Below are 23,864 nucleotides of genomic sequence, written 5' to 3' on the forward strand. Positions count from 1 at the left end.
TTTTTACCCTAAAACAGGAAAGATATCGACAGGAGAGAAAAAATGGAATTTGGCAATCGCAATGAAAAATGGAAATACGAAAAAGACGGCCTTGAGATTTTCAAGGACCTCAAAGATTTGGCACAGAAAGAATTCAAGGAGATCGACCCCGGCGATGTGGAACGCCTGAAATGGGCTGGCATCTATGCCCAGCGGCCGCGCGACGGTCATTTCCTCGTGCGCGTCAAGCTGCCGTCGGGGCAGGTGACAGCAGCGCAGGCAAAAGTCCTGGCGGAGTTAGCGGAAGAATACGGCAAAGGCGAAATCCAGATCACGATTCGTCAGGCCGTGCAGATTCATAACATCACCTTAAAAGACGCGCTTGACATTCTGCCGCGCCTTGAAGCAGTCGGCCTGAGCTCGGTCGAGGCCTGCGGCGACGTACCGCGCACGATTCTCGGCAATCCGCTTGCAGGTATCGACGCTGAAGAGCTCCTCGACACGCGCCCCATCGTCGAAGAAGTCTTCCGCTTCTTCCTCGGCAATCCGGAATTTTCCAATCTGCCGCGCAAACTCAAGATCTCGATTTCGGCCAATCCGCATGACGCAGGTTTTGCGCGCATCAACGACCTCGCCTTTGTGCCGGCAAAACTTGACGGGGAAGCAGGCTTCCATGCCTACATCGGCGGCGGCCTTTCGGCAGAGCCGTATCTCGCGAAAAAACTGCCGTTCTTCATCCATCCGGAAAATGTCCTGAAAGTCGCGCAAGCTGCAGCCACGCTGTTCCGCGATGAAGGCTACCGCGAAAAGCGCACGCACTGCCGTCTGAAATTCCTCGTCGATGACCTCGGCATCGAGACCGTGGCGGCAAAAATCGAGGCCCAGACGGGAGAACTGCCGCGCGGCGGCGAAGAAGTCACGAAAGGCTGGAACTACGGCCGTTTCTATGGCGTCCATGACCAGAAACAGGCAGGCCTCGTCTATGTCGGACTGCATCTGCCAAACGGCCATGTACAGGCCAAAGACCTCGCACATTTTGCCGAACTTGCAGAAACATTCGGTCAGGGCCGCCTGCGCACGACCAATTCACAGAACCTCATCCTGACGGACATTCCTGCAGAGAAGGCAGAAGAACTCACTGCCGACGAAATCTTTACGCGCTATCCGCTCGCGCCGGGCTTTTTCACGGGCTATGCTTCCTCGTGCACGGGCAATGCCTACTGCAACTTCGCACCGATTGAGACGAAGTACCGTCTGCAGAAACTGGCTCTGGCCATGGAAGATGAATTCCCCGCCATCGGCCTGCCCCTGCGCATCAACCTTACGGGCTGCTCTCATGCCTGTGCCCAGCCCCAGCTGGCCGACATCGGCCTCACGGGCGGCCGCGCCAAAGTCGGGAACGAAATCGTCCCGGTCTATACCCTGCAGCTCGGCGGCCATCTCGGCCCGCATGCCGCTTTTGCGAAAAAAGTCGAGGGGAAAATCCCCGATAACCAGCTCGAAGCCTGCGTCAGGGCTTTGATTCAGCACTACCTGAATCTGCGCGAAGCAGGCGAATCGTTCCATCAGGTCATTGCCCGCACCGATATATCTGTATGGCAGAACCTTGTCAATCCATACAAGGCAAGCTGAAAAAATCTATTGTAATTGCCAACGAAACGGTCTATACTAAAAAAGTATTATAATTTCATAGCTGGGGAGCTTGCGGACAGAGCTTAAAAATTTGTCAAAGCAGGCTGAGAGGGAATTTGTGATTCCGACCCATGACCTGATTTGGACAATGCCAACGTAGGAAACCAGCGTGTGCAAGCGCAATTTGCAAAATACATCAGAAAATGATTGAAATGCAAGCATCAGAGGGAATGCCCAAACGGGCATTCCTTCTTTTTTTATTTTGAGCAGTGCAGAAGAGGTGACGATATGGTAACAATCAATGGAGAGCCGCAGGCAAAAGCGGGTGTGCTGCTGACGGATTTTTTAGCAGAAGCAGGCTATGACAGCCGTGCCGTGGCCGTCGAATACAACGGTGAGATTCTCGCGAAAGAGGACTATGCGGCGACGCGCCTGAAAGACGGCGATGTCGTGGAAGTCGTCTGCTTTATGGGCGGCGGCTGCTGAGACAGGGGCTTTGCAGGCTTTTGCCTTAAAAGATGGTTATCTTATATTAATGGAAAGAAGCGACATAAATGGAACAGCATAACGAAAGCAAGAACAATAAGAGTGAAAATCTAGAAGCAAAGATGGCAGAAGACGCTTTGGTGCTCGGCGGCCATATCTTCCATTCGCGCTTTATCTTAGGTTCCGGCAAATATTCGCTGCAGCTCATCGATGCGGCCGTGCGCTACGCCGAAGCCGAGCTCATCACGGTGGCCGTGCGCCGCGCCAACACGAAGGAAAAAGAAAACATCCTCGACTATGTGCCAAAGAATGTGACACTGCTGCCGAATACCTCGGGCGCCCGCACGGCGGATGAAGCCGTCCGCATCGCACATCTCGCGAAGGCCATCGGCTGCGGCAATTTCGTCAAGATTGAAATCATGCGCGACTCGAAATACCTGCTGCCGGACAACAACGAGACCATCCGCGCGACGGAAACGCTTGCGAAAGAAGGCTTTGTCGTCCTGCCGTACATGTATCCGGACCTCTACGCCGCCCGCAGCCTCAAGGACGCCGGCGCCGCTGCCATCATGCCGCTCGCCGCGCCGATTGGCTCGAATAAAGGCCTCGCGACGAAAGAATTCATCCAGATTCTCATCGACGAGATGGACCTGCCAATCATCGTCGATGCCGGCATCGGCAAACCGTCGGAGGCCTGCGAGGCCATGGAGATGGGCGCTGCTGCCATCATGGCGAACACGGCCCTCGCGACGGCCGGCAATGTGCCGCTGATGGCCTCGGCTTTCCGCGATGCGATAAAGGCCGGCCGCAAGGCGTATCTTGCTGGCCTCGGCCGCGTGCTGCAGCGCGGCGGTGCCGCTTCCGACCCACTGACTGGTTTTTTGCGCTGATAGGGGGGAAGAAAAAATGAGTGAGAAAAAAGAAAATCATTTCTTCATTGACTCCGATAAACTCAGTGAAAAGGCCCTTGCGAAGAAACACCGTCTTGAGACGGACCCATCATGCCGCACGAATCCGATGGACTATCTGCCGGACATGGAGCAGATTCATTCGGACGTGCGCGGCAAGGTCATCTCGGCCATGAACGCCTATGACCCCGACGCCTATACGATTCTCGACGCGAAAAGGGCTCTTGAGCACGAGACCTGCACGATTGAGGACTTCAAGGCCCTGCTCTCGCCGGCTGCCGCGCCGCTTCTTGAGCAGATGGCGGAGCGCGCGAGCCGCGAGACGAGCCGTCATTTCGGCAATACGGTCTACCTCTTTACGCCGCTCTACATCGCCAACTACTGCGAGAACTACTGCGTTTACTGCGGCTTCAACTGCTATAACGACATTCACCGCCTGCAGCTGAATCCCGAGGAAATCGAGCACGAGATGAAAGTCATCGCGGACAGCGGCATGGAGGAAATCCTCATGCTGACGGGCGAGAGCAAGACGAAGAGCAGCGTCGAGTACATCGGCGAGGCCTGCAAGCTTGCGCGCAAGTATTTCCGCAATGTCGGCCTTGAAGTCTACCCGATGAATGTCAAGGATTACGCCTATCTGCACGAATGCGGCGCCGACTACGTCACGGTCTTTCAGGAGACGTACGACCTCAAGAAATACGAGACGCTGCACCTCATGGGCCATAAACGCGTCTGGCCGTATCGCTTCGAAGCACAGGAACGCGCGCTCATGGGCGGCATGCGCGGTGTCGGCTTCTCGGCGCTCTTAGGCCTTGCCGACTTCCGCAAGGACGCCCTTGCAACGGCCCTGCACGTCTACTATCTGCAGCGCAAATACCCGCAGGCCGAGTTCTCGCTGTCATGCCCGCGTCTGCGCCCAATCATCAACAACGAAAAAATCAATCCGCTCGATGTCGGCGAGCGTCAGCTCTGCCAGATTCTCTGTGCCTACCGCATTTTCCTGCCGTATGTCGGCATCACGGTGTCCTCGCGCGAGACGGCCAAATTCCGCAACGGCATCGTGCGCATCGCCGCGACGAAGATTTCCGCCGGCGTCTCGACGGGCATCGGCGACCACGAGGAGAAATACACGGGCAAAGAGGAAGGAGAGACAGGCGACGCCCAGTTTGAGATTGCCGATACGCGCAGCCTCAGACGCATGTACGACGACATGGCCTCCGAAGGCCTGCAGCCTGTCCTGAACGACTATGTCTACCTTTAATTCCGGTCATGCTGATTTTCAGTCGGACTTTGACCTTGAAAAAGTCATCTGCGTGACGAATCGCAGACTCTTTAAAAGTCAGGCTGACTTTCTGCAGCGTCTTGAAAAAATCGCCGCGGCAGGGCCGAGGGCCATTGTGCTGCGTGAAAAGGATATGACGCCCGAAGCTTATGAGGCCCTTGCCAGAAAAGTCATGGCGATTTGTGCAAAGCATGACGTTCCCTGCATCCTGCATCAATTTATCGAAGCAGCCCAAAAACTTCGGCCTGCGGGCCTGCATCTGCCGCTGCCGCTTTTGCGCAGGGTCAGGGCAGAGGGAAAAGAGCTGAATTTTGCCGAGCTTGGCACTTCGTGTCATTCCGTGCAGGATGTCAAAGAAGCTGCAGAGCTCGGCTGCACGTATGCCTTTGCCGGTCACATCTACGCGACTTCGTGCAAGCCGGGCCTTTCGCCGCGCGGACTGACTTTCCTGCGCGAAGTCACTTCGTCGTCAGACCTGCCGGTTTTTGCCATTGGCGGCCTGACGCCGGCGCGGCTCCCTGAAGTCCTCGCGGCCGGTGCCGCCGGCGGCTGCGCGATGAGTTCCCTGATGAAGGGCAGCCTGTGGCTCAGAAAATGACAAATGACGATGACTTGCCATGACTTTTACGATTTTGCTGATTTTACGCGACTTTTTGTGACTTTTTACAATCCGTGTTGACAATCGTCACATACGGCTGTATAATAACCATAAATTGTTAAACATATTTATTTTATATGTATTGTAAAAGCATATAGGAGTTATTCGTCAACGAAAGCTCATGATATGGATATTCCTGCTCGCAGTCTCTGTCTGCCGTGGGTTCTTTATCGTGGGCTTTTTCTTATGGAGGGATTTTTCATGAAGGTAACGGTAAATGGCAAGGATCTCAGTCTCGAGAAAAGCATCAACCTCAAGGAACTGCTCGTCGTCGCGAAGGCCGAGCAGCCCGACTATGTGACGGTCGAACTCAACGGTGAGTTTGTCGACCACAAGGGCTTTGAGTCGACTTTTGTCAAGGATGGCGACAAGATTGAATTCCTCTACTTCATGGGAGGCGGTGCCAGATGAGCAGTTTGACGAATGAACAGATTGAGCGCTATTCGCGCCATATTATATTGAAGCAGGTCGGCGGCAAAGGGCAGGAAAAAATCCTGAACAGCAAAGTCCTCGTCATCGGCACGGGCGGCCTCGGCGCGCCGGCTGCGATGTACCTCGCGGCTGCCGGTGTCGGCACGATCGGCCTCGTCGACTTTGATGTCGTCGACCTCTCGAATCTGCAGCGTCAGATCATCCACCAGACGGCCGATGTCGGCAAGCCAAAAGTCGAGTCGGGCCGCGAGACCATTGCGGCGATGAATCCTGATGTCAAGGTCCATACGTACAACGAGATGGTGACGTCGAAGAACATTCGCGACATCATCCGTTCCGAGGATTATGACTTCATCATCGACGGCACGGACAATTTCCCCGCGAAGTTCCTGATTAACGATGCCTGCGTCTTTGAGAAAAAGCCTTTTTCGCATGCCGGCATTATCCGCTTTCAGGGACAGCTCATGACATATGTGCCGGGGCAGGGACCGTGCTACCGCTGCGTTTTCCCGACGATGCCGCCGAAGGACGCGGTGCCGACCTGCCGTCAGGCCGGCGTGCTCGGCGTCATGGGCGGCGTCATCGGCACACTGCAGGCGACGGAAGCCCTCAAATACATTCTGGGCGTCGGCGACCTTTTGACGGGGTATCTTCTGACATACGATGCCCTGACGATGAATTTCCGCAAGATCAAGATCCCGAAGAATCCGAAATGCGGCATCTGCGGCGAGCATCCGACGATTACGGAGCTCATCGACTACGAACAGCCGGCCTGCGATTTGCGCCAGCATTAAAGAGAAGGGGAAGTGAGGCAGAATATGATTGTGCATTTAAAACTCGCGGACTATCTCGCCCTCGTGCAGCACGCGCGCAAAAACGCGCCGAATGAGGACTGCGGGCTTCTGGGCGGCCGCATCGATGAAAAGACAGGTGAAAAATTCGTGGAGCACGTCTTTTTCCTGACGAATCTCGACCACAGTCCCGAGCATTTCTCACTCGACCCAAAGGAGCAGTTCGCGGCCGTTAAGGAAATGCGCGCCGAAGGTCTCGAACTCCTCGGCAACTGGCACAGCCACCCCGCCACGCCGTCACGACCGAGCGAAGAGGATAAACGGCTCGCCTATGACAGCAGGGCAAGCTACTTCATTTTGTCCCTGAACGGCGGCGAACCTGTGCTGAACAGCTTTCACATCGAGAAGCAGCAGGATGTCACCAAAGAAGATTTGCGCATTCGGTGAGGTGAGGGGAGAGAGGGGATGGAAGGCGGGAAGGGCCGGCCAACGCTGCGCGGCATTTGTCTGCTAAACTTATTTTTTGCCTTTTAATTCAGCCTTGCAGGGAGCTAAACGCACTTCGTTTGAACGACGCTCCCTTGCAAGGGTTCTAGCTGGCAAAAAATAAGTTCTTCACGCAGACAAATGAACGCTTCGCTTTTGTCCAGCCCTTCCCTTACTTCCAGCATACTCGTCTCTCGGTTCGAGGACGGACTTTGCTTCGCTCGTCCTTGCAGATATTAAGTTTGGGAGGAGTATCGATAAGCGGAGCTTCAGCCTGCTGCGCGGAGCGTTCGATACTCCTTCCAAACGCCATAGGTGCTACGATGTATTGCTAACCTTGCATCCATGTTTTATCAGCATTGAGTTTTCAGGGGGCATTTATAAGTGAAGCTTCAGCCTGCTGCGCGGAACGTTAAATGCCCCCTGAAAACGCCTTGTACACCACGATGTAACACAAATTATATATCTTAGGAGTTTTAGGAGGAAATTTCCATGGCAGTTGATTATAAGGAGCTCAAAAAAGGCGGTTTCATGCGCCAGCGGCAGAAGGATTGTTTTTCCATGCGCTTAAAGTCGGTCGGCGGCCATTTCACGGCGGCGCAGCTCGGCACGATTCAGCAGGTCGCAGAAAAATACGGCAAGGGCTATGTGCATCTGACGTCGCGTCAGGGTATCGAGATCCCGTTCATCCATCTGCAGGATATCGACGAGGTCAAGAAGGCCCTGCACGAGGGCGGGGTGTCCGTCGGCGTCTGCGGTCCGCGCGTGCGCACGATTACGGCCTGTCAGGGCTGTGCGATCTGTGCGTCGGGCCTCATCGACACGCAGAAACTCGCGAATGAATTTGACAAGCGCTACGGCGGCCGCGAGCTGCCTCATAAGTTCAAATTCGGTTTCACGGGCTGCCACAACAACTGCCTGAAGGCCGAGGAAAATGACTTCGGCGTCAAGGGTGGCATTAAGCCGGAGTGGAAGCAGGACAGCTGCGTTTACTGCGGCGTCTGCGAGGCCGTCTGCCCCGAAAAGGCCATTACGGTGGATGCAGCAAACAGCGAAGTCCGCATTGACCGCGAAAAATGCGTTTACTGCGGCAAATGCATCAAGAGCTGCCCGACGGACGCCTGGCAGGGTGAGGCAGGTTTTGTCATTTCGTTCGGCGGTCTTTACGGCAACCGCATCGCCGTCGGCCGTCATTTCCTGCCGATTGTTTTTGAAGAGGAGAAGCTCTACGCGATTGTCGATGCGACGCTGGCGTTCTTTGAGGAAAATGCCAAACCGAGCGAACGCTTCGCAAACTGCCTGGACCGCGTGGGCTGGGATAAATTCCAGAAGAGAGTGGAGGAAATCTTATGAGTGAAGCAGTAAAGACGGACGCAGAGCTCGATATCACGGATGTTGTCTGCCCGATTACGTTTGTCAAAGTCAAGATGGCCCTCGAAGACCTCGAAGACGGTCAGACGCTTGCCGTGCATCTCAATGACGGCGAGCCCATCCAGAATGTGCCGCGCAGCCTCAAGGATGAGGACCACAAGGTGCTTTCCGTCAAGAAGCGCGAAGATGGGACGTACGATCTGATTGTCAAGAAGAACGGCCTGCTTGCATAAAGGCGTTTTTTTGCAGAGCATGATTTTCAATCTAATTTTTGAGAATACATGTATACATGACAATTTGGTGTTGACGAAAGTCACAGAGCCTGTTATTATATACACATCAGCAAGAGGCAACGGAGCCCCGAAGGATTTAGGTACCAAATCCTTCGGGGTTTTTATGTTTCAAGCTGTCAACACTTTCCGTTGAAAATCCCCAAAACCAAACAGCGGCCAGAAGTGGACAATGGCGTCCGGCAGGCATGACCTTTGTGTCATGCGGCTGGACGCTTTTTGCTTTTTGGCCGGCAGAGTGCAGCGGGGAGTCAGGGGAAAAGCTATTATATTTTCCACAAATCGCATTTTTTTCGAGCTAATGGGAAAGGATTTGATTTACATGATTGACACTGGCGATACTGCCTGGGTGCTGATAAGTGCAGCCCTGGTTTTCATTATGACACCTGGTCTTGCGTTCTTCTACGGCGGCATGGTTCGCAGCAAAAACGTCCTGACCACGATTATGCAGAGTTTCTTCATTGTAGCAATGATTTCCGTTGAATGGGTCATCATCGGTTATGCCATGACGTTCGGCACGGATATCAATGGTTTCATCGGCAGCCTCGATAAGATCGGTCTTGCAGGCGTCGGCCTCAACGTTCTCGAAAACGGCACGATTCCGGAGCTCGCGTTCGTTGCCTTCCAGTGCATGTTCGCCGTCATCACGCCGGCCCTCATTACTGGTGCATTTGCAGAGCGCATGCGCTTCGCAGCTTTCGCCGTTTTGATCCTGCTCTGGGCAATCTTCATTTACAACCCGATGGCCCACTGGGTATGGGGCGGCGGCTTCCTTTCGCAGCTCGGTGCTCTTGACTTCGCCGGCGGCCTTGTCATTCACATCCTCTCCGGTGTTTCGGGCCTTACGATTTGTATTCTTCTCGGCGCACGCCGTGGCTACGGCCAGTTTGCCATGATTCCGCACAACCTGCCGATGACGGTTCTCGGCGCTACGCTTCTTTGGTTCGGCTGGTTCGGCTTCAACGCCGGCTCGGCTCTCGGTGCTAACGGCCTCGCTGCCAATGCTTTTGTCACGACGCAGGTTGCTGCTGCCGGTGCAACGGTTTCCTGGGTACTCGCTGAGTGGATCCGCAACGGCAAACCGACCATCCTCGGTGCTGCTTCGGGCTGCATCGCCGGCCTCGTTGCCATCACTCCTGCTGCCGGCTTTGTTAAGCCGATGCCAGCTCTGGCCATTGGCCTGATCGGCGGTATTGTCTGCTACTTCGCCGTTGCCGTCCTCAAAGAAAAACTCGGTTATGATGATTCCCTCGATGCTTTCGGTGTTCATGGTATTGGCGGTACCTGGGGCTCCATCGCTACGGGCCTCTGGGCTACGACGGAAGTCAACCCGGCTGGTGCAAACGGCCTGTTCTACGGCGAGACGCACCTCCTCTTCGCTCAGGTTGTTTCGGTTATCGTCGCATATGCCCTGGCCATCGTTGGCACGTACATCCTCTTCAAGATTGTCAGCCACTTCATGAAGGTTCGCGCTGATGAGACGGAAGAAATTGCAGGTCTCGATGTTGTCGAGCACGGCGAGCGCGGTTATGCCAGCTCCATGATGGCCGGCAGCCCGATTGCTTCGCTTGAGAACTCCAGCGAGATGCTTGCAAATACGATTCTGAGTACGCAGAAGGAGTAATCATCATGGCTACAGAAAATACGGAAAAGAGAAAAATTACCAAAGTAGAAATTATTACCCGTGCCAGCAAGCTCGAAGAGCTCAAACAGGCACTGAACGATATCGGCGTGCTCGGCATGACCGTCAGCCAGGTCTTTGGCTGCGGCCTGTCGAAAGGCCACACGGAAGTTTATCGCGGCAAGGAATATGACATCAACCTCGTGCCAAAAATCAAGCTCGAGACTGTCATCTGCGAGATTCCGGTAGAACGCGTCCTTGAGGTCGCACAAAAGGCTGTGCGGACCGGCAACATAGGCGATGGCAAAATCTTCGTCTACGAACTCACCGATGCCGTCCGCATCCGCACCGGCGACCGCGGCCCTGAGGCCATCATGGACACGAAATAAAGTCCGACAAATTCGTTTCCTCAATCCCTACATATTCATAGAAAGAGAGCCCTGCGGGGCTCTTTTTGTTTACATCGTGGAAGGGGCGGGGACGGCTTACATCGATACAGAGGCGAGGGCGCCTATTTCGGCTTCGTCGCTCTGTTAAATGGGTCCTATGGTTTTTGTTTATGCACTTAGTAATTTCGCCGCCTGCCGCGGCGTTCTCACATTATCATATTTGGCTGCAGCCGTTTAGGACCCAGCCTTCGGCAATCACGCCGCTTCTGCAGGCGGAATAGGCACCCTCGCCCTAGTTACATTTAAATGTAGTAAGCATCCTCGCAGGGACAGTATATCTTTGTGACTAGGTCCCCGCCCTTTTCTCGATGTAAACCCATGATGTAAACCCATGTTATAATAGAAGCAAACCGTTTATTTTATGCAGAAATGGGGGAAGTTTATGGAACGTCAGGGACTCTTGATCGTCCACACGGGCAAAGGCAAGGGCAAGACGACGGCGGCACTCGGCCTTGCGATGCGGGCCTGGGGGGATGGGCTCAGGGTGCTCATTTTGCAGTTTATCAAGGGCGGCTGGAAATACGGGGAGCTTCATGCCATCGAGACTTTGGCAAAGGCCGAGGGCCGCATCGAAGTCCGCCAGATGGGGCTCGGTTTTACGCGCAAGGGGGAGACACCGCGCGCAGAGCACCTCGCGGCTGCGAAAAAAGCCCTGCAGCTGGCCGAGACTGAAATCACAAGCGGCAAATGGGACATGGTCATCCTCGACGAAATCAACTACGCCGTAAAATTCGGCCTGATCAGCGAACAGGAGCTGGCAGATTTGCTTGCCAAACGCCCGCAAAATCTGCATCTCGTCTGCACGGGCAGGGACGCGCCGGCCGTGCTTTTGGAGCAGGCCGACCTCATCACGGAGATGAAATCCCATAGGCATCCGTTCGAGTCTGGAATAAAAGCACAAAAAGGCATTGAATTTTGACTCGTAATGTTGTAAACTAAGTATCACATTACCAATTGCATCTAAAATGTCTACTATTGCTAGACACGCGATACAAAAAGTTAGGAGAGTTGTCTTATGAGAAGTGATATTGTCAAAAAAGGCGCTACGCGCTGTGCGCATCGTTCCTTGTTCCATGCCAATGGCTACGGTCCTGAAGACCTCAAAAAGCCGCTGATTGGTATCTGCAATTCCTTCAATGAAATTATCCCGGGCCACATCCACCTGCGTGAGATCGCCGAAGCTGCCAAGCTCGGTGTTGCAGCTGCCGGCGGCACGCCGATGGAATTCCCGGCAATCGGCGTCTGCGATGGTATTGCCATGGGCCATACGGGCATGAAATATTCCCTCGCGAGCCGCGAGCTCATCGCCGACTCCATCGAAGCCGTTGCCATGGCTTCCGGTTTTGACGGCCTCGTGCTGATTCCAAACTGCGATAAGATTGTTCCGGGCATGCTCATGGCCGCTGCCCGCCTGAACATTCCGGCCGTCGTCGTTTCGGGCGGCCCGATGCTGCCAGGCCGTTTCCATGGCCGTGACGTCAGTGTCAGCCAGGCCTTTGAAGCTGCCGGCAAATTCGCCGCTGGCCAGATGGATGCTGCCGAGATGGCTGACCTCGAGTCGAAATGCTGCCCGGGCTGCGGTTCCTGCGCCGGCCTGTTCACGGCCAACACGATGAACTCCCTGACGGAAGTCCTCGGCATGGGCCTGCCGGGCAACGGCACGATTCCGGCTGCTTACAACGGCGAACGCCGCCTGCTCGCGAAACGCGCTGGTGCAGCCCTGATGGAACTCATCAAGAAAGACATCAAGCCGCGTGACATCATGACGCGCGAAGCTTTCGAGAATGCCATCACGGTCGACATGGGCATCGGCGGTTCCTCGAACACGGTCCTGCACCTCACGGCTATTGCCCATGAGGCTGGCATCGACCTGCCGGCACCGCTGTTCGATGAGATTTCGCGCCGCACGCCGTACATCACGAAGCTCAGCCCGGCCGGCAAGCATCATATGACGGACCTCAATGAGGCCGGCGGCATTCCGGCTGTCATGCATGAGCTCTCCAAGAAGGGCCTGATTCATCTCGACGCCCTGACGATTACGGGCACGGTCGGCGACCGCATCAAGAACGCCGAAGTCCTCGACCGCAATGTCATTCACAGCGTCGACGACCCGTACCGCAAAGAAGGCGGCATCGCCATCCTCAAGGGCAACCTCGCACCGGATTACGCCGTTGTCAAGGCTTCGGCCGTCGCTCCTGACATGCTGACGTACACGGGCAAAGCAAAATGCTACAACTCCGAGACGGAAGCCTGCGATGCCATCATGGCCGGCGATATCCATGACGGCGACGTTGTCGTCATCCGCTACGAGGGTCCAAAAGGCGGCCCAGGCATGCAGGAAATGCTCAACCCGACGGCAGTCATCACGGGCCGCGGCCTCAAAGTCGGCCTGATCACCGACGGCCGTTTCAGCGGTGCCAGCCAGGGTGCCTGCGTCGGCCACATCTCGCCGGAAGCCATGGAGGGCGGCCCAATCGCTCTCATCGAAGACGGCGATGAAATCACCATTGACATCCCGAACCGCAGTCTGACGCTTGCCGTCAGCGACGAAGAACTCGCCAAACGCAAGGCCAACTGGAAGAAACCGGAGCCGAAAATCAAGACCGGTTACCTCTCCCGTTACGCCAAACTCACGACGTCCGCCAGCACGGGTGCCGTACTCAAATAAAATCGGCAAAATCAAAATGCAGACAAAGACTGCAGGGGCTCACTGCCTCTGCAGTCTTTTTTCATGCCGTCTGTTAGGTGCCTATGTTATAATGAAGGAAACATGCAAAATGAGATGAGGTGAAGACATGAAAAAAGCCATGCCGATTGGCATCGAGGACTTTCAGGAGCTGCGCGGACGTTATTATTTTGTTGACAAGACCGATTTTATCCGGCAGCTCATCGACCAGCACAGCAAAGTAACGCTTTTGACGCGTCCGCGGCGTTTTGGCAAAACGCTGACGTTGAACATGCTTGAATACTTCTTTGCGATTGACAAGGAAAAAGAATCCCGTCATCTTTTTGATGGACTAGCCATTGAACGGGCTGGGGCGTCCTATATGTCTGAACGCGGTCAGTATCCAGTGGTTTTTATAACGCTGAAAGATACGAATGCCTTGGATTGGATCTCAATGCAAGCGTATTTTCGGATTTTTTTCAGCAGTCTTTTTATGCGGTTTCGTTATTTAGAGCAAAGTCCGACGATATTAGCAGACAGCAAAAAGTTCTTCAGCAAAATTATTGATCGGCAGGCATCATTGGATGAACTTTCCTATGCATTATCATTTTTGCTGGACCTGCTACATCAGCATTATGGCAAAAAAGTCATCTTGCTCATTGATGAATATGATGCACCGATTCAGCAGGCATGGGAGAACGGTTTTTATAAGGAATGTATTTCCTTTATGAAACAGATGCTTGGCAGTGCCTTAAAGAGCAACGATGACCTTGAATTTGCCGTTCTCACGGGTGTCCTGCGCGTTGCCAAGGAAAGCATCTTCAGTGACCTCAACAATCTTGATGTTTGCTCTGTCTTGAGCTCGCAATACGATGATGCCATCGGCTTTACGCCGGCAGAAGTCGAAAAGATGGCCGCTGACCTCGGCATGGAGGACAGACTGCCGGAAATCCAGCAATGGTACGACGGCTATCGCTTTGGTCAGGCAGAAATCTACAATCCGTGGTCCGTCATCAACTTTTTCCGCAATGGCGAGATTGGCGATTATTGGGTCAATACCTCGGGCAATGGCATTATCCGCGAGATGCTGCAGCAGGCCAATGACGATACGATACAGAACCTGCAGTCTCTCTTGTCAGGGGCAAGCATCCAGACGGCGATAAGAGAAGGCGTCATCTATGACGACATCGGTGAGGATGAGGATGCACTTTATACCATGCTGCTGACCACAGGCTATTTGACCATCAAGAGCCGCCGGCGCGGCATTGGCGGACTCATCTGCGAACTCATGATTCCCAATCGTGAAGTGCAGGACATTTATCGCTATGAAGTCCTCAATAAGACACGTCAAGGCCGTTCTATGGCACGCCTGTCCAATCTGCTTGACAATCTCATGCAGGGAAGAGCGGAAGCGTTCGCCGAGGGGCTGACTTCCTACATTCGCAGCCTTGTCAGCACTTACGACGCCGCCAATAAAGAAAGTTTCTACCATGGCTTCATGCTGGGCATGACAGCTCTTTTTGTACCGGATTATATCATCGAGTCGAATCGCGAAAGCGGCTACGGGCGTTTTGACCTTGCCATCTTCCCCAAAGACACGAAAAAAGCCGGCGTCATCATGGAATTCAAGGCCGCGGCCAGCGAAGATGAACTGCAGACTAAGGCCGAAGATGCCCTTCGTCAGATTGCAGAAAAAGCCTATGATGCTGAATTCCAGAAACGCGGCATTATGAATGTATGGAAGTACGGCATTGCCTTTTGTGGCAAGAAGATTTCTGTAAAAGCATGAACAGATCATATCCGTTAAGTAAGTCGGGACGAGGTGAGTTTATGAAAAAAGCCATGCCGATTGGCATCGATGATTTTGGAACACTGCGGGCAGGGTATTATTTTGTCGACAAGACGGATTTTATCCGGCAGCTCATCGATGAACACAGTGCCGTGACGCTTTTGACGCGTCCAAGGCGGTTCGGCAAAACACTGACGATGAGCATGCTCGATTATTTCTTTTCGCTGCAGCGCGAGCAGGAGAGCCGTTTTCTTTTTGACGGGCTCGCCGTTGAGCGGGCTGGACAAAAATACATGCAGGAACGCGGGCAGTATCCGGTGATCTTTGTATCGTTGAAGGATCTTAAGGATATCACGTGGGAGAAAATGTTGGATACTTTTCGTTCTTGGATCAGCAATTGGTTTATTTCCTGTGCTTATCTGGAAGAAAGTCCGCGTGTTGACGAGGACTTGAAGGCTCGTTTTACAGCGTTGAAGCAAAGAAAAGCGGATATTTCCGAGATGCAGATGTTTCTTGCCATCTGGATGGAGATGCTTCGCCAGCATCACGGCAAAAAAGTCATTCTGCTCATTGACGAATATGACGCACCGATTCAGCAGGCATGGGAAAATGGTTTCTACAAAGAGTGCATTTCCTTCATGAAGCAGATGCTCGGCTCCGTGCTTAAGGGCAATGAAAATCTGGAATTTGCCGTGATGACGGGTGTGCTGCGCGTGGCGAAGGAAAGCATTTTCAGCGACCTCAATAATCTTGACGTCTGCTCCGTACTCAGCACGCGCTATGACGATGTGATCGGCTTTACGCCGGATGAAGTCAAAAAGATGGCTGAGGACCTCGGCATGAGTGACAAACTGCCGGAAATTAAGCAATGGTACGATGGCTATCGCTTTGGCCAGACCGAAATGTACAATCCTTGGTCGGTCATCAACTTTTTCCGCAATGGCGAATTTGGCGATTACTGGGTCAACACCTCGGCCAATGGTATTTTGCACGTACTGCTGGAGCACGCGGATGCCGAACGCATTGAGGCTTTGCAGAATTTATTGGCGGGCGGCACGATTTCGGTGACCCTTAATGAACGCGTGATTTACGAGGATATTGGCAGAGATAAAAGCGCACTTTATACGCTTTTGCTGACAACGGGCTATTTGACGGCAGAGTCGGCTTCACGCACGCGCCGCAACCGCTATGCCCTGCGCATTCCAAATGACGAAATCCGGGACGTTTACGCAACGGAAATCCTCAATCACCTGGCACACGGAATTGATACGGATACTTTCGATGATTTATTTGATTATCTGTTTCATGGTGACCATGTCCGTTTTGCCCGTCAGCTGCAGAAAATCCTGACTGGGATGGCCAGCACATTTGACACGGCAAATAAAGAGAGTTTCTACCATGGTTTTATGCTGGGCCTGACTGCTCTTCTGCAGGGCAGCGGCTATGCAGTCGAATCGAATCGCGAAAGCGGCTATGGGCGTTTTGACCTTGCCATCTTCCCCAAAGACGCGCAAAAAGCCGGCGTCATCATGGAATTCAAGGCCGCGGCCAATGAAGATGAACTGCAGACTAAGGCCGAAGAAGCCCTTGCCCAGATTGAGGACCGCGCCTACGATACCGAATTCAAGAAGCGCGGACTCACCGAGGTCTGGAAGTACGGCATGGCCTTTTGCGGCAAAAAAATATACGTCGCCGTACCGAAAAAGTCGGACTAAAACAACACGCATAAAACGTAATGTATTGCTAAAACAGTATGAAATTGGATGACAAAACAAAATGATGTCATACTTAGTGACAAAAAGGCGCCCATAAAGATGAAATCTTGAAGATTCTGTGCCAACGTTCCATAAAACAGCATAATGACAAAGAAAAGACGACCATTCCTTGAGGAATATGGCCGCCTTTTTTATTTTCTTCTGTTTTAAAAGCCAGAGAAGACGTCAAAACATACTGTATTGACCCTCTTGCGAGATGAGGCCGTATGCTTAAGTCAATATTAAAGGCTAAGCAAGATTTAATATCGTAGGGGGAACCATAAGATGAATAAAATATATAAAGTCATCTACAGTAAAGTCAAGCAATGCTACATTGTTGTCTCGGAGCTTGCGAAAAGTCACGTCAAAAGCTCGCATGGCAATGGCGGGCAGCAGAAAGCGGCGCTGACAATGTCCGTTTTGCTTGCGTTGGGAGCGTTTACCTTTGCGTTTGGGCCGGTGAATGCAGAAGCGGCAGATAAAACGGATACCACAGGTTGGCAATATATAGGTGTTCAGCATAAAACTGAAGAAAATAATGAGTCTCAAAACTATCAACCAGGTGGAATCGGCGTCAATAACAACGGTGCATTAGGTGAACATGCCATTACCATTGGTGTTCATACTCAGGCTGGTGATCATACTATCGTTATCGGAGATCGCTTACAGCCAATGTCGAAGGATAGCATATTTATAGGTTCAAAATATGATGCTAATAGTGTCGTCAAACCGGGAACCGGCACGGATGTGGTAGTTATTGGCTCAGAGGCTGATGCAACCGGTACAGGATCTGTTGCTATTGGTTATGGGGCTTCTGCGGATCCTTGGGAAAATATCAGCGATACAGATAAAAAGAATGCTAATGCAAGTAAGAAATCTGTTGCCATCGGCTATCAGGCTCAGGCAACAAACGATAACATCGCCATTGGTGCTAATTCTGATGCAACGATGACTCTTGATTCTACAAAGAAAACGTATGCAAAAGATGGGACACCAGTCGCCAATTACGTGTCTGTAGGTTCAAACAGCATCAAACGCCGCATTTCGAATGTTGCAGATGGTGCAGACGATAATGATGCCGTTACCGTAGGCCAGTTGAGTACAGCCGTAACGACTATCAATAGTAATAAAGCGAATATAAGCCTCAACAATATCACTCCTGATGGTCATTCTGTAATTTATGTAGATGCTCAAAAAGCCATTGATATTGTGGATGGCGCTCATACCACTGTTTCTTCTAAGATGAACGGCAGTGTAAAAGAATATTCCGTTAATATCGAGACAGGACAGGTAACTTCTGGTGATGATAATCTCGTTACTGGGGGCACGGTTTACGATGCGATTCAGAATGCTAAGATTTCCGGCGGCAGTGGTACAACTGTAGGTCTCAGCGGCAAAGCAGATGTTACTGCTGGAAACGTCGGTTTGAATTTCAATAACTTCAGTGATGATACGAAGAAAATTACTGATGCTGATAAAAAAGCTGCTGCAGAAAAAGAAGAAATCACAGCCAATGAAAATAAGTGGGGCAAAGCTTTGGGCACTGGTAGCGTAGCGGATTCCAAGGCCAGCGATGCGGATACCAATGGCAGCAAGCAGCTCGTTACTGGTGGTACGGTATATAGCGAAGTACGGCCAGAAGATGGCACGTATGTGAAAAAAGCTAGCACAACTGCAGAGAATCTAAAAGCCTTGGACACCCAGCTTTCTGATATTGATAGCAGTACTGTCAAGTATGATATGGCTGCCGATAAAACCATCGACAAGACAAAGATTACTCTGGGCGATGGCACGAATGATACGACTGTTACCCATGTGAAGAGCGCCTTGGCGGAAGCTAAAGACAGCAGCGGTCAGAAAGCTACTATCACCACGGCAACAGGGGAAGCTCTGAAAAATGCAGTCAACCTCGGCGATTTGCAGACGGCCTACAATACACTGGATACCAAAGTCAATAATAACAAGACCAAGTATTACAGTGTCAATGATCAGGTTCCCAACATCTTCAAGAACGCGGCCGCGGAATATGCACAATATCTCAACGCTGATGACAACGGAGCCAAAAAATTTGCAGGCCAAGCAGCTGGTTATATGACTCATACAGACGGCATTGCTTCTACCGTAGGTGGTTCCTTCTCTGGTATCACGAATGAAGCACCACAGTCGGGCAGCATTGATTTCCGCGGTGCTGCAGCTCTTTCCTATGGCACGTTCAACATTAACGACAATACCAGTACTTCTCAGCCCTTCAGCGGCGTTGCCAACAGCATCGTCGGTCAGGCTAACGTGACGACTGACTCCAATGCTGCCATCATTGTCGGTGCAGGCAACAGTGTCACCAATTCTTATCGGGCCATCAGTCTCCAAAATGCCAGTGCAATCACGCAGAATCTGAAAGACCCGCAGAAACTGAACGATGCCTTGAAAGCGGCCGTTCCGGACAGTGGAGCCCAGGTCATGGTTATGGGTGGCGGCAACACCGTTGATAAAGCCTATATGACCCAGGTCGTAGGTGTTGGCAACACAGTGAAAGGCAGTGATACGGAATATACAGAAGGGACCTCTACTCAGCTGAACTATGTGGACGGCTTCTACAACAATGTGGAAAACGGCAAGAATGATTACGTCATCGGTTCCAACAACACCATCACCGGCAGCAGTGTGGATACGAACAAGTCCAATCTGGTGCTCGGTGACAATCATAAGTTGACGGACAAGAAAAATAACGTCATCCTGGGTTCGGCAGATGATAAGGATACGGTAACAGATGCTTCTGATGCAGTTATTATCGGGCACAGTGCAAATGTTAGTGTAGATGGCGGCGTAGCTCTCGGCAATGGTTCTGTATCTGTGGCAACAGCTGAAGCCGATGCAGAAGGCTATGATCCTACTTCGACTGCTACCAATAAAGCATCTAGCGTTGACTCGGCAACTTGGAAAGCCACAACTGGTGCTGTTTCCATTGGCGGTGTTAATGGAGACAAGACAACTACTCGCAGAATCACGAATCTGGCTGCTGGCTTTAATGATACGGACGCCGTTAACGTAGCTCAAATTAAGAAACTGGCCAATATCGACGCTTCCAATATCGGAGCCAACCTGAAATTCGGAGCTGATGGAACAACAGCAGCTACAGATGATGACAAGACAAAGAATAAAGAAGCCTGGGCTACAGCTATCGGCACCGGTACTGTGACCAAAGATGGCGATGGTTCGAAGCAGTTGGTCACCGGTAGCACAGTGTACAACGAAGTACGGCCGACAAAGGACGGCACGTATGTAAAGAGTAGCCAGACCACCGGCGAGAATTTGTTGAAACTGGATGATCAGGTGAATACCAATACTGGTAAACTTTCCGAAGTAGATAGCCGTTCTGTGAAATATGATACCAAGACGGAAGATGGCAAGACCGTCGTTGACAATACGAAGATTACTCTCGCCGGAGAAGGCGGTACAACTGTTACTAACGTCAAGAGCGCATTGACCGATGCCAAAGATAGAAACGGCAAGGTAGCTACTATCACTACGGCAACAGGGGCTGCCCTGGGAAATGCAGTCAACCTCGGCGACCTGCAGATTGCCTATACTGCCCTTGATTCCAAAGCCGGTGCTCATACCGAACTTACTGTAGAAGGTAAAATAGCAGCTGCAACGGAAGCAGACAAATATGCCGGCAAGAACATTTTGCTCCACAGCGATACAGATTCGAATGGCAAAGTTACCTATGATCTGAAGCTGGCCAAGGACCTCACCGGTATTACCTCCATTGGCAATCAGACAACGACAAAGGATGGGGATAAAGAAACTACTACAGGTGCAAAAATTACCTTGAAGACTGATGGCAGTATCAATGCTAACGGTGGTAAGATTACTGATGTTAAGAGTGGCCTTACTGCGACAGATGGAACCTATGCAGATTCAGATAAATCTAATGCTGCTAACATCGGTGATGTGTACAGCATGATTAACAAGGAAGCTGGCAATACCGATACGAAGTTAGCAGATAAAGCAAATGTCGATGCTTCCAACATTGGTACCCATATTACTGATACAGACAAGAAGACGAAAAATCTAAATGACTGGGGTGCAGCTATCGGTACTGGTAAAATCACTGATAAGGCTGATGATGGCAGTGGTCAGCTCGTTACCGGTAAGACTGTCTATGACGCACTCAATGGTGGAATGACCAAGATTGTTGTTGGTACACCGGGTGAAGATGGTAAAGACGGCACACCTGGCACACCTGGCACACCTGGTACTCCTGGTACAATTGGCTTAGTTGGCCCTGCTGGCGCAGATGGCAAGAATGCGGAAGTTGATATTACCATCAAGCAGGGTACCGATGATGCAAATAAAGGTATCAAAGGTGCTAATGGCGTCGACGGCAAGGATGGAATCACCCGCATCGTCTACACAGATGCGGCGGGAGATCATCAGGCGGCTACCATGGAAGACGGCCTGAAATTTGCCGGCGACGATGGCCAGACTGATGACACTAAAGTCATTGCCAAGAAACTGAATAACACTCTCAATATTATCGGCGGTGCAACAGGCGACTTGACGGATGGCAACATCGGCGTGAATAACAAGAACGGTAAACTGAAAATCCAGCTGGCCAAAGATCTGAAAGGCATCACCTCTATTTCCGGCAGTACAGACGACAAAGGTGCAAAGCTCACTCTGGATACGACAGATAAGAATATCAGTGCCAACGGCGGTCAGATCACCAAAGTAGCCGATAGTTTAGGCCAAAGCGGTACATATGATAAAGATGCAAACGGCACCAATGCAGCTAACCTGAATGATGTTAACAAGATGATTAAGGACGCTGCGGCTGATGGCGGTACCATAGGCAATGAATTAGTAAAAAAAGCAAATTATGATGCTTCCAATATCGGCGACAATCTGAAATACAAGGAAGACGGTACCGCTGTGACCGATGCTGACAAGACGGCTAATAAAAATCTCTGGGGCAAGGCCATCGGCACAGGCAATATTACTGATTCCCAAGCAACAGATTCTGCCAACAACGGCAGCCAGCAGCTCGTCACGGGCGGTACGGTCTACAATGAAACCCGTGCTGCCAAGAAGGATGCGGCTGGAAAGACAATCAAGTATCGTTACATTGATGCTGATGCAACAGCAGGCGAGAACTTTGCCAAACTGGATTCTTCTTTGCAGACTATCAGTAAAACGGCCGGTGCCCATACCGTTCTGACTGTGGAAGGCAAGTCAGCTGGCATGGACAAGGATCCTTATAACGGCGGCAATCTGCTGCTTCATGCAGAAAAGAATCAAACAACAGGTCAGGTGACTTATGACCTGAAGCTGGCAGATAAAATAACTATCGGCGGCTCGACGACAGGAAACAAGCCAGTTACCATCGACGGCACCAAAGGCGAAGTTTCCGGATTGAACAATACGGATTGGAGTAACGATAAAGCTTCCGACTATAAGAACTCCAATAAGGCAGCTACGGAAGCTCAGGTACAAAAAGCTTACAATGCTGCGGTCGAAGCGGCTAAAACTGATGCAGCCAATAACGATATTCATGTTGCAGCTGGTGAACAGTCTGTAAGCACGGACAATAAGATTTCCATGAACCTTGTTGATGGAAAGGGCAAGACTCAGGGAACCGTCACGATTAAAGACGTGGCCAGGGCCAGCGATATGGGCAATGTTTCTGATTTGAATGCTGGCTTGAAGAAAACCGATGGTACGACCACTACGGTAGTAGAGGCTATCAACAAAGTGGATGATAAAATCGGTAATCAGCAATACTTTACGGAAGATGGCAAACAGCATACTGTTTCGAATGGCTCCACTATTACAGACGCCATTGGCGCTCTCGATAGTGCTGTTCAGAATGCGGCAAGCCAGGCTGGCAAGCATACCATCGTTTCGACCACGGATTCGAACCTTAAGGTCGCAAATATCGCCAATGCTGGTGAAGCCGCCAATTACCAGATTTCCTTGAATAAAAATCTCAATGTAGATTCTGTTACTGCCACGACCACGACCACGGATAACCTGACTGTGAGCAACAGCGCCACCATCGGCGGTGTCACGATTAAAGACCAGACAATCAGTGGTCTGAAAGATACGGACATCAAAGAAGGCTCCACCAATGCTGTCAACGCTGGGACAATCTGGAACGAACTCCGTCCTTCCGGCGGTACCTACATCAACCAGAACAGTTCTACGGCCCAGAACCTGACGAGCCTCGACAATCAGGTCAAGAAAACCAGCGACCTCATCAGTAGTGACAACAAAACGATCAAGATCGGCGGCAGCGACACTGCAACGAAGATTGATGTCAGCGGCAAGGATTCGTCCGGCAATTCGACGAGCCGCGTAATCACGGGCGTGAAGACGGATACGAGCGACCCGAATTCGGTGGCGAATGTCGGTTATGTCAATGATATGGCCGCAGCCAGCGCGCAGCAGATTTATCAGGATATGAATTCGGCCTACAGCCATGTCGAGAATGACATCAGCCGTGCGGCGGCGGGCAGCAATGCTTTGGCAGCTCTGCACCCGATGCAGGAGTTTGACCCGGACGACAAGGCCCAGTACGCTCTCGGCTACGGCCATTACCGCAATTCGAATGCCGGCGCGGTTGGCGTGTTCTACCAGCCGGATGAGAACAGTCTCTTCAGCATCGGTGCTTCGTTCGGCAACGGCGATGCCGGCATCAACGCTGGCGTCACGGTCAAGTTTGGCCCTGGCGGCTCGAACCACCATGCCCTGACGAAGACGCAGATGGCCAAAGTCATCAACGAGCAGTCGCAGGAGATTGACACCCTCAAGAAGGAAAATGCCGAGAAGGATAAGCGCATTGACGCCCTTGAGCAGAAGGTCAACGAGATTCTCGCCAAAGTCGAGAAGGATAAAGCCTGAGCCGCATTTTCGGCAATCCCTTATATTAAGGAAGTGAAATTATGAAAGCTGCACGCAAACTCCACATCTGGTCGACACGGCTCAAGGACCTGCGCATCCAGAATAATCTGTCGCAGAGCGACGTTGCCAAGGTCATTCATTGCAGCCAGGTCTCGTACGGCATGTACGAACTCGGCAAACGCAAGATTCCCGTCGACAAGATGGTGGAATTAGCCAAATACTACCATGTCTCCCTTGACTACCTCACGGGACTCAGCGAGACATTCTGATAAAAATTCAGGATTCCTATTACGCATAGGCGAATAGGGAGTGTGAAATGAAATCATCGCATGTCAACGACCCATCCGCAAAGATGGCGAGTGGGTGTGCGA

General features: G+C 51.9%; 18 protein-coding genes. All 18 read left to right on the forward strand.

Annotated elements, in window-relative coordinates; genetic code table 11:
- The first annotated feature begins 42 nt into the window (after positions 1-42).
- Positions 43-1,611 (forward strand): nitrite/sulfite reductase, encoded by a 1,569-nt coding sequence (locus ACE419_RS06470; RefSeq protein WP_435721401.1) that lies wholly within the window; start codon positions 43-45, stop codon positions 1,609-1,611.
- Positions 1,612-1,899: 288 nt separating this feature from the next.
- Complete coding sequence (thiS, locus tag ACE419_RS06475) at positions 1,900-2,097, forward strand: sulfur carrier protein ThiS (protein WP_435721402.1); 198 nt, start codon at positions 1,900-1,902, stop codon at positions 2,095-2,097.
- A 122-nt stretch (positions 2,098-2,219) separates the two neighbouring features.
- Positions 2,220-2,987 carry a thiazole synthase gene (locus tag ACE419_RS06480; protein WP_435721424.1) on the forward strand — a complete coding sequence of 256 codons (768 nt, stop codon included), beginning with the start codon at positions 2,220-2,222 and terminating at the stop codon, positions 2,985-2,987.
- Between the two features lie 16 nt (positions 2,988-3,003).
- Positions 3,004-4,266 carry a 2-iminoacetate synthase ThiH gene (thiH, locus tag ACE419_RS06485; RefSeq protein ID WP_435721403.1) on the forward strand — a complete coding sequence of 421 codons (1,263 nt, stop codon included), beginning with the start codon at positions 3,004-3,006 and terminating at the stop codon, positions 4,264-4,266.
- Entirely contained in the window at positions 4,253-4,885 is a 633-nt protein-coding gene (locus tag ACE419_RS06490) for a thiamine phosphate synthase (RefSeq protein WP_432647720.1), read from the forward strand. Before thiH ends, ACE419_RS06490 begins: the two co-directional genes overlap by 14 nt.
- A 261-nt stretch (positions 4,886-5,146) precedes the next feature.
- Positions 5,147-5,356: a sulfur carrier protein ThiS gene (gene thiS, locus ACE419_RS06495; RefSeq protein WP_432647721.1), complete on the forward strand. Its 210-nt coding sequence runs from the start codon at positions 5,147-5,149 to the stop codon at positions 5,354-5,356.
- Entirely contained in the window at positions 5,353-6,171 is an 819-nt protein-coding gene (locus ACE419_RS06500) for a HesA/MoeB/ThiF family protein (RefSeq protein ID WP_432647722.1), read from the forward strand. Before thiS (ACE419_RS06495) ends, ACE419_RS06500 begins: the two co-directional genes overlap by 4 nt.
- 24 nt (positions 6,172-6,195) lie before the next feature.
- Entirely contained in the window at positions 6,196-6,615 is a 420-nt protein-coding gene (locus ACE419_RS06505) for a M67 family metallopeptidase (protein ID WP_432647723.1), read from the forward strand.
- Positions 6,616-7,146: 531 nt separating this feature from the next.
- Complete coding sequence (locus tag ACE419_RS06510; RefSeq protein WP_435721404.1) at positions 7,147-8,007, forward strand: ferredoxin-like domain-containing protein; 861 nt, start codon at positions 7,147-7,149, stop codon at positions 8,005-8,007.
- Entirely contained in the window at positions 8,004-8,258 is a 255-nt protein-coding gene (locus tag ACE419_RS06515; RefSeq protein ID WP_432647725.1) for a sulfurtransferase TusA family protein, read from the forward strand. Before ACE419_RS06510 ends, ACE419_RS06515 begins: the two co-directional genes overlap by 4 nt.
- Before the next feature lie 379 nt (positions 8,259-8,637).
- A complete protein-coding gene (locus tag ACE419_RS06520; RefSeq protein ID WP_435721405.1) occupies positions 8,638-9,939 on the forward strand; it encodes an ammonium transporter in 1,302 nt (433 codons plus the stop codon).
- 5 nt (positions 9,940-9,944) lie between these two features.
- Positions 9,945-10,325 (forward strand): P-II family nitrogen regulator, encoded by a 381-nt coding sequence (locus tag ACE419_RS06525; protein ID WP_435721406.1) that lies wholly within the window; start codon positions 9,945-9,947, stop codon positions 10,323-10,325.
- A 442-nt stretch (positions 10,326-10,767) separates the two neighbouring features.
- Positions 10,768-11,304 carry a cob(I)yrinic acid a,c-diamide adenosyltransferase gene (gene cobO, locus ACE419_RS06530; protein WP_435721407.1) on the forward strand — a complete coding sequence of 179 codons (537 nt, stop codon included), beginning with the start codon at positions 10,768-10,770 and terminating at the stop codon, positions 11,302-11,304.
- Positions 11,305-11,400: 96 nt separating this feature from the next.
- A complete protein-coding gene (ilvD, locus tag ACE419_RS06535; RefSeq protein ID WP_435721408.1) occupies positions 11,401-13,053 on the forward strand; it encodes a dihydroxy-acid dehydratase in 1,653 nt (550 codons plus the stop codon).
- A 127-nt stretch (positions 13,054-13,180) separates the two neighbouring features.
- Positions 13,181-14,839, forward strand: coding sequence for an AAA family ATPase (locus tag ACE419_RS06540; RefSeq protein ID WP_435721409.1), 1,659 nt, complete (start codon positions 13,181-13,183; stop codon positions 14,837-14,839).
- 41 nt (positions 14,840-14,880) lie between these two features.
- Positions 14,881-16,554: an AAA family ATPase gene (locus tag ACE419_RS06545; RefSeq protein WP_435721410.1), complete on the forward strand. Its 1,674-nt coding sequence runs from the start codon at positions 14,881-14,883 to the stop codon at positions 16,552-16,554.
- Positions 16,555-16,878: 324 nt separating this feature from the next.
- On the forward strand, positions 16,879-23,493 hold the full coding sequence (locus tag ACE419_RS06550; RefSeq protein ID WP_435721411.1) for an ESPR-type extended signal peptide-containing protein: 6,615 nt from the start codon (positions 16,879-16,881) through the stop codon (positions 23,491-23,493).
- Positions 23,494-23,534: 41 nt separating this feature from the next.
- A complete protein-coding gene (locus ACE419_RS06555; protein WP_435721412.1) occupies positions 23,535-23,762 on the forward strand; it encodes a helix-turn-helix domain-containing protein in 228 nt (75 codons plus the stop codon).
- Positions 23,763-23,864 lie beyond the last annotated feature (102 nt).

The sequence above is a fragment of the Mitsuokella apri genome (assembly GCF_047974105.1).
In the GTDB taxonomy this organism is placed as follows: domain Bacteria; phylum Bacillota; class Negativicutes; order Selenomonadales; family Selenomonadaceae; genus Mitsuokella.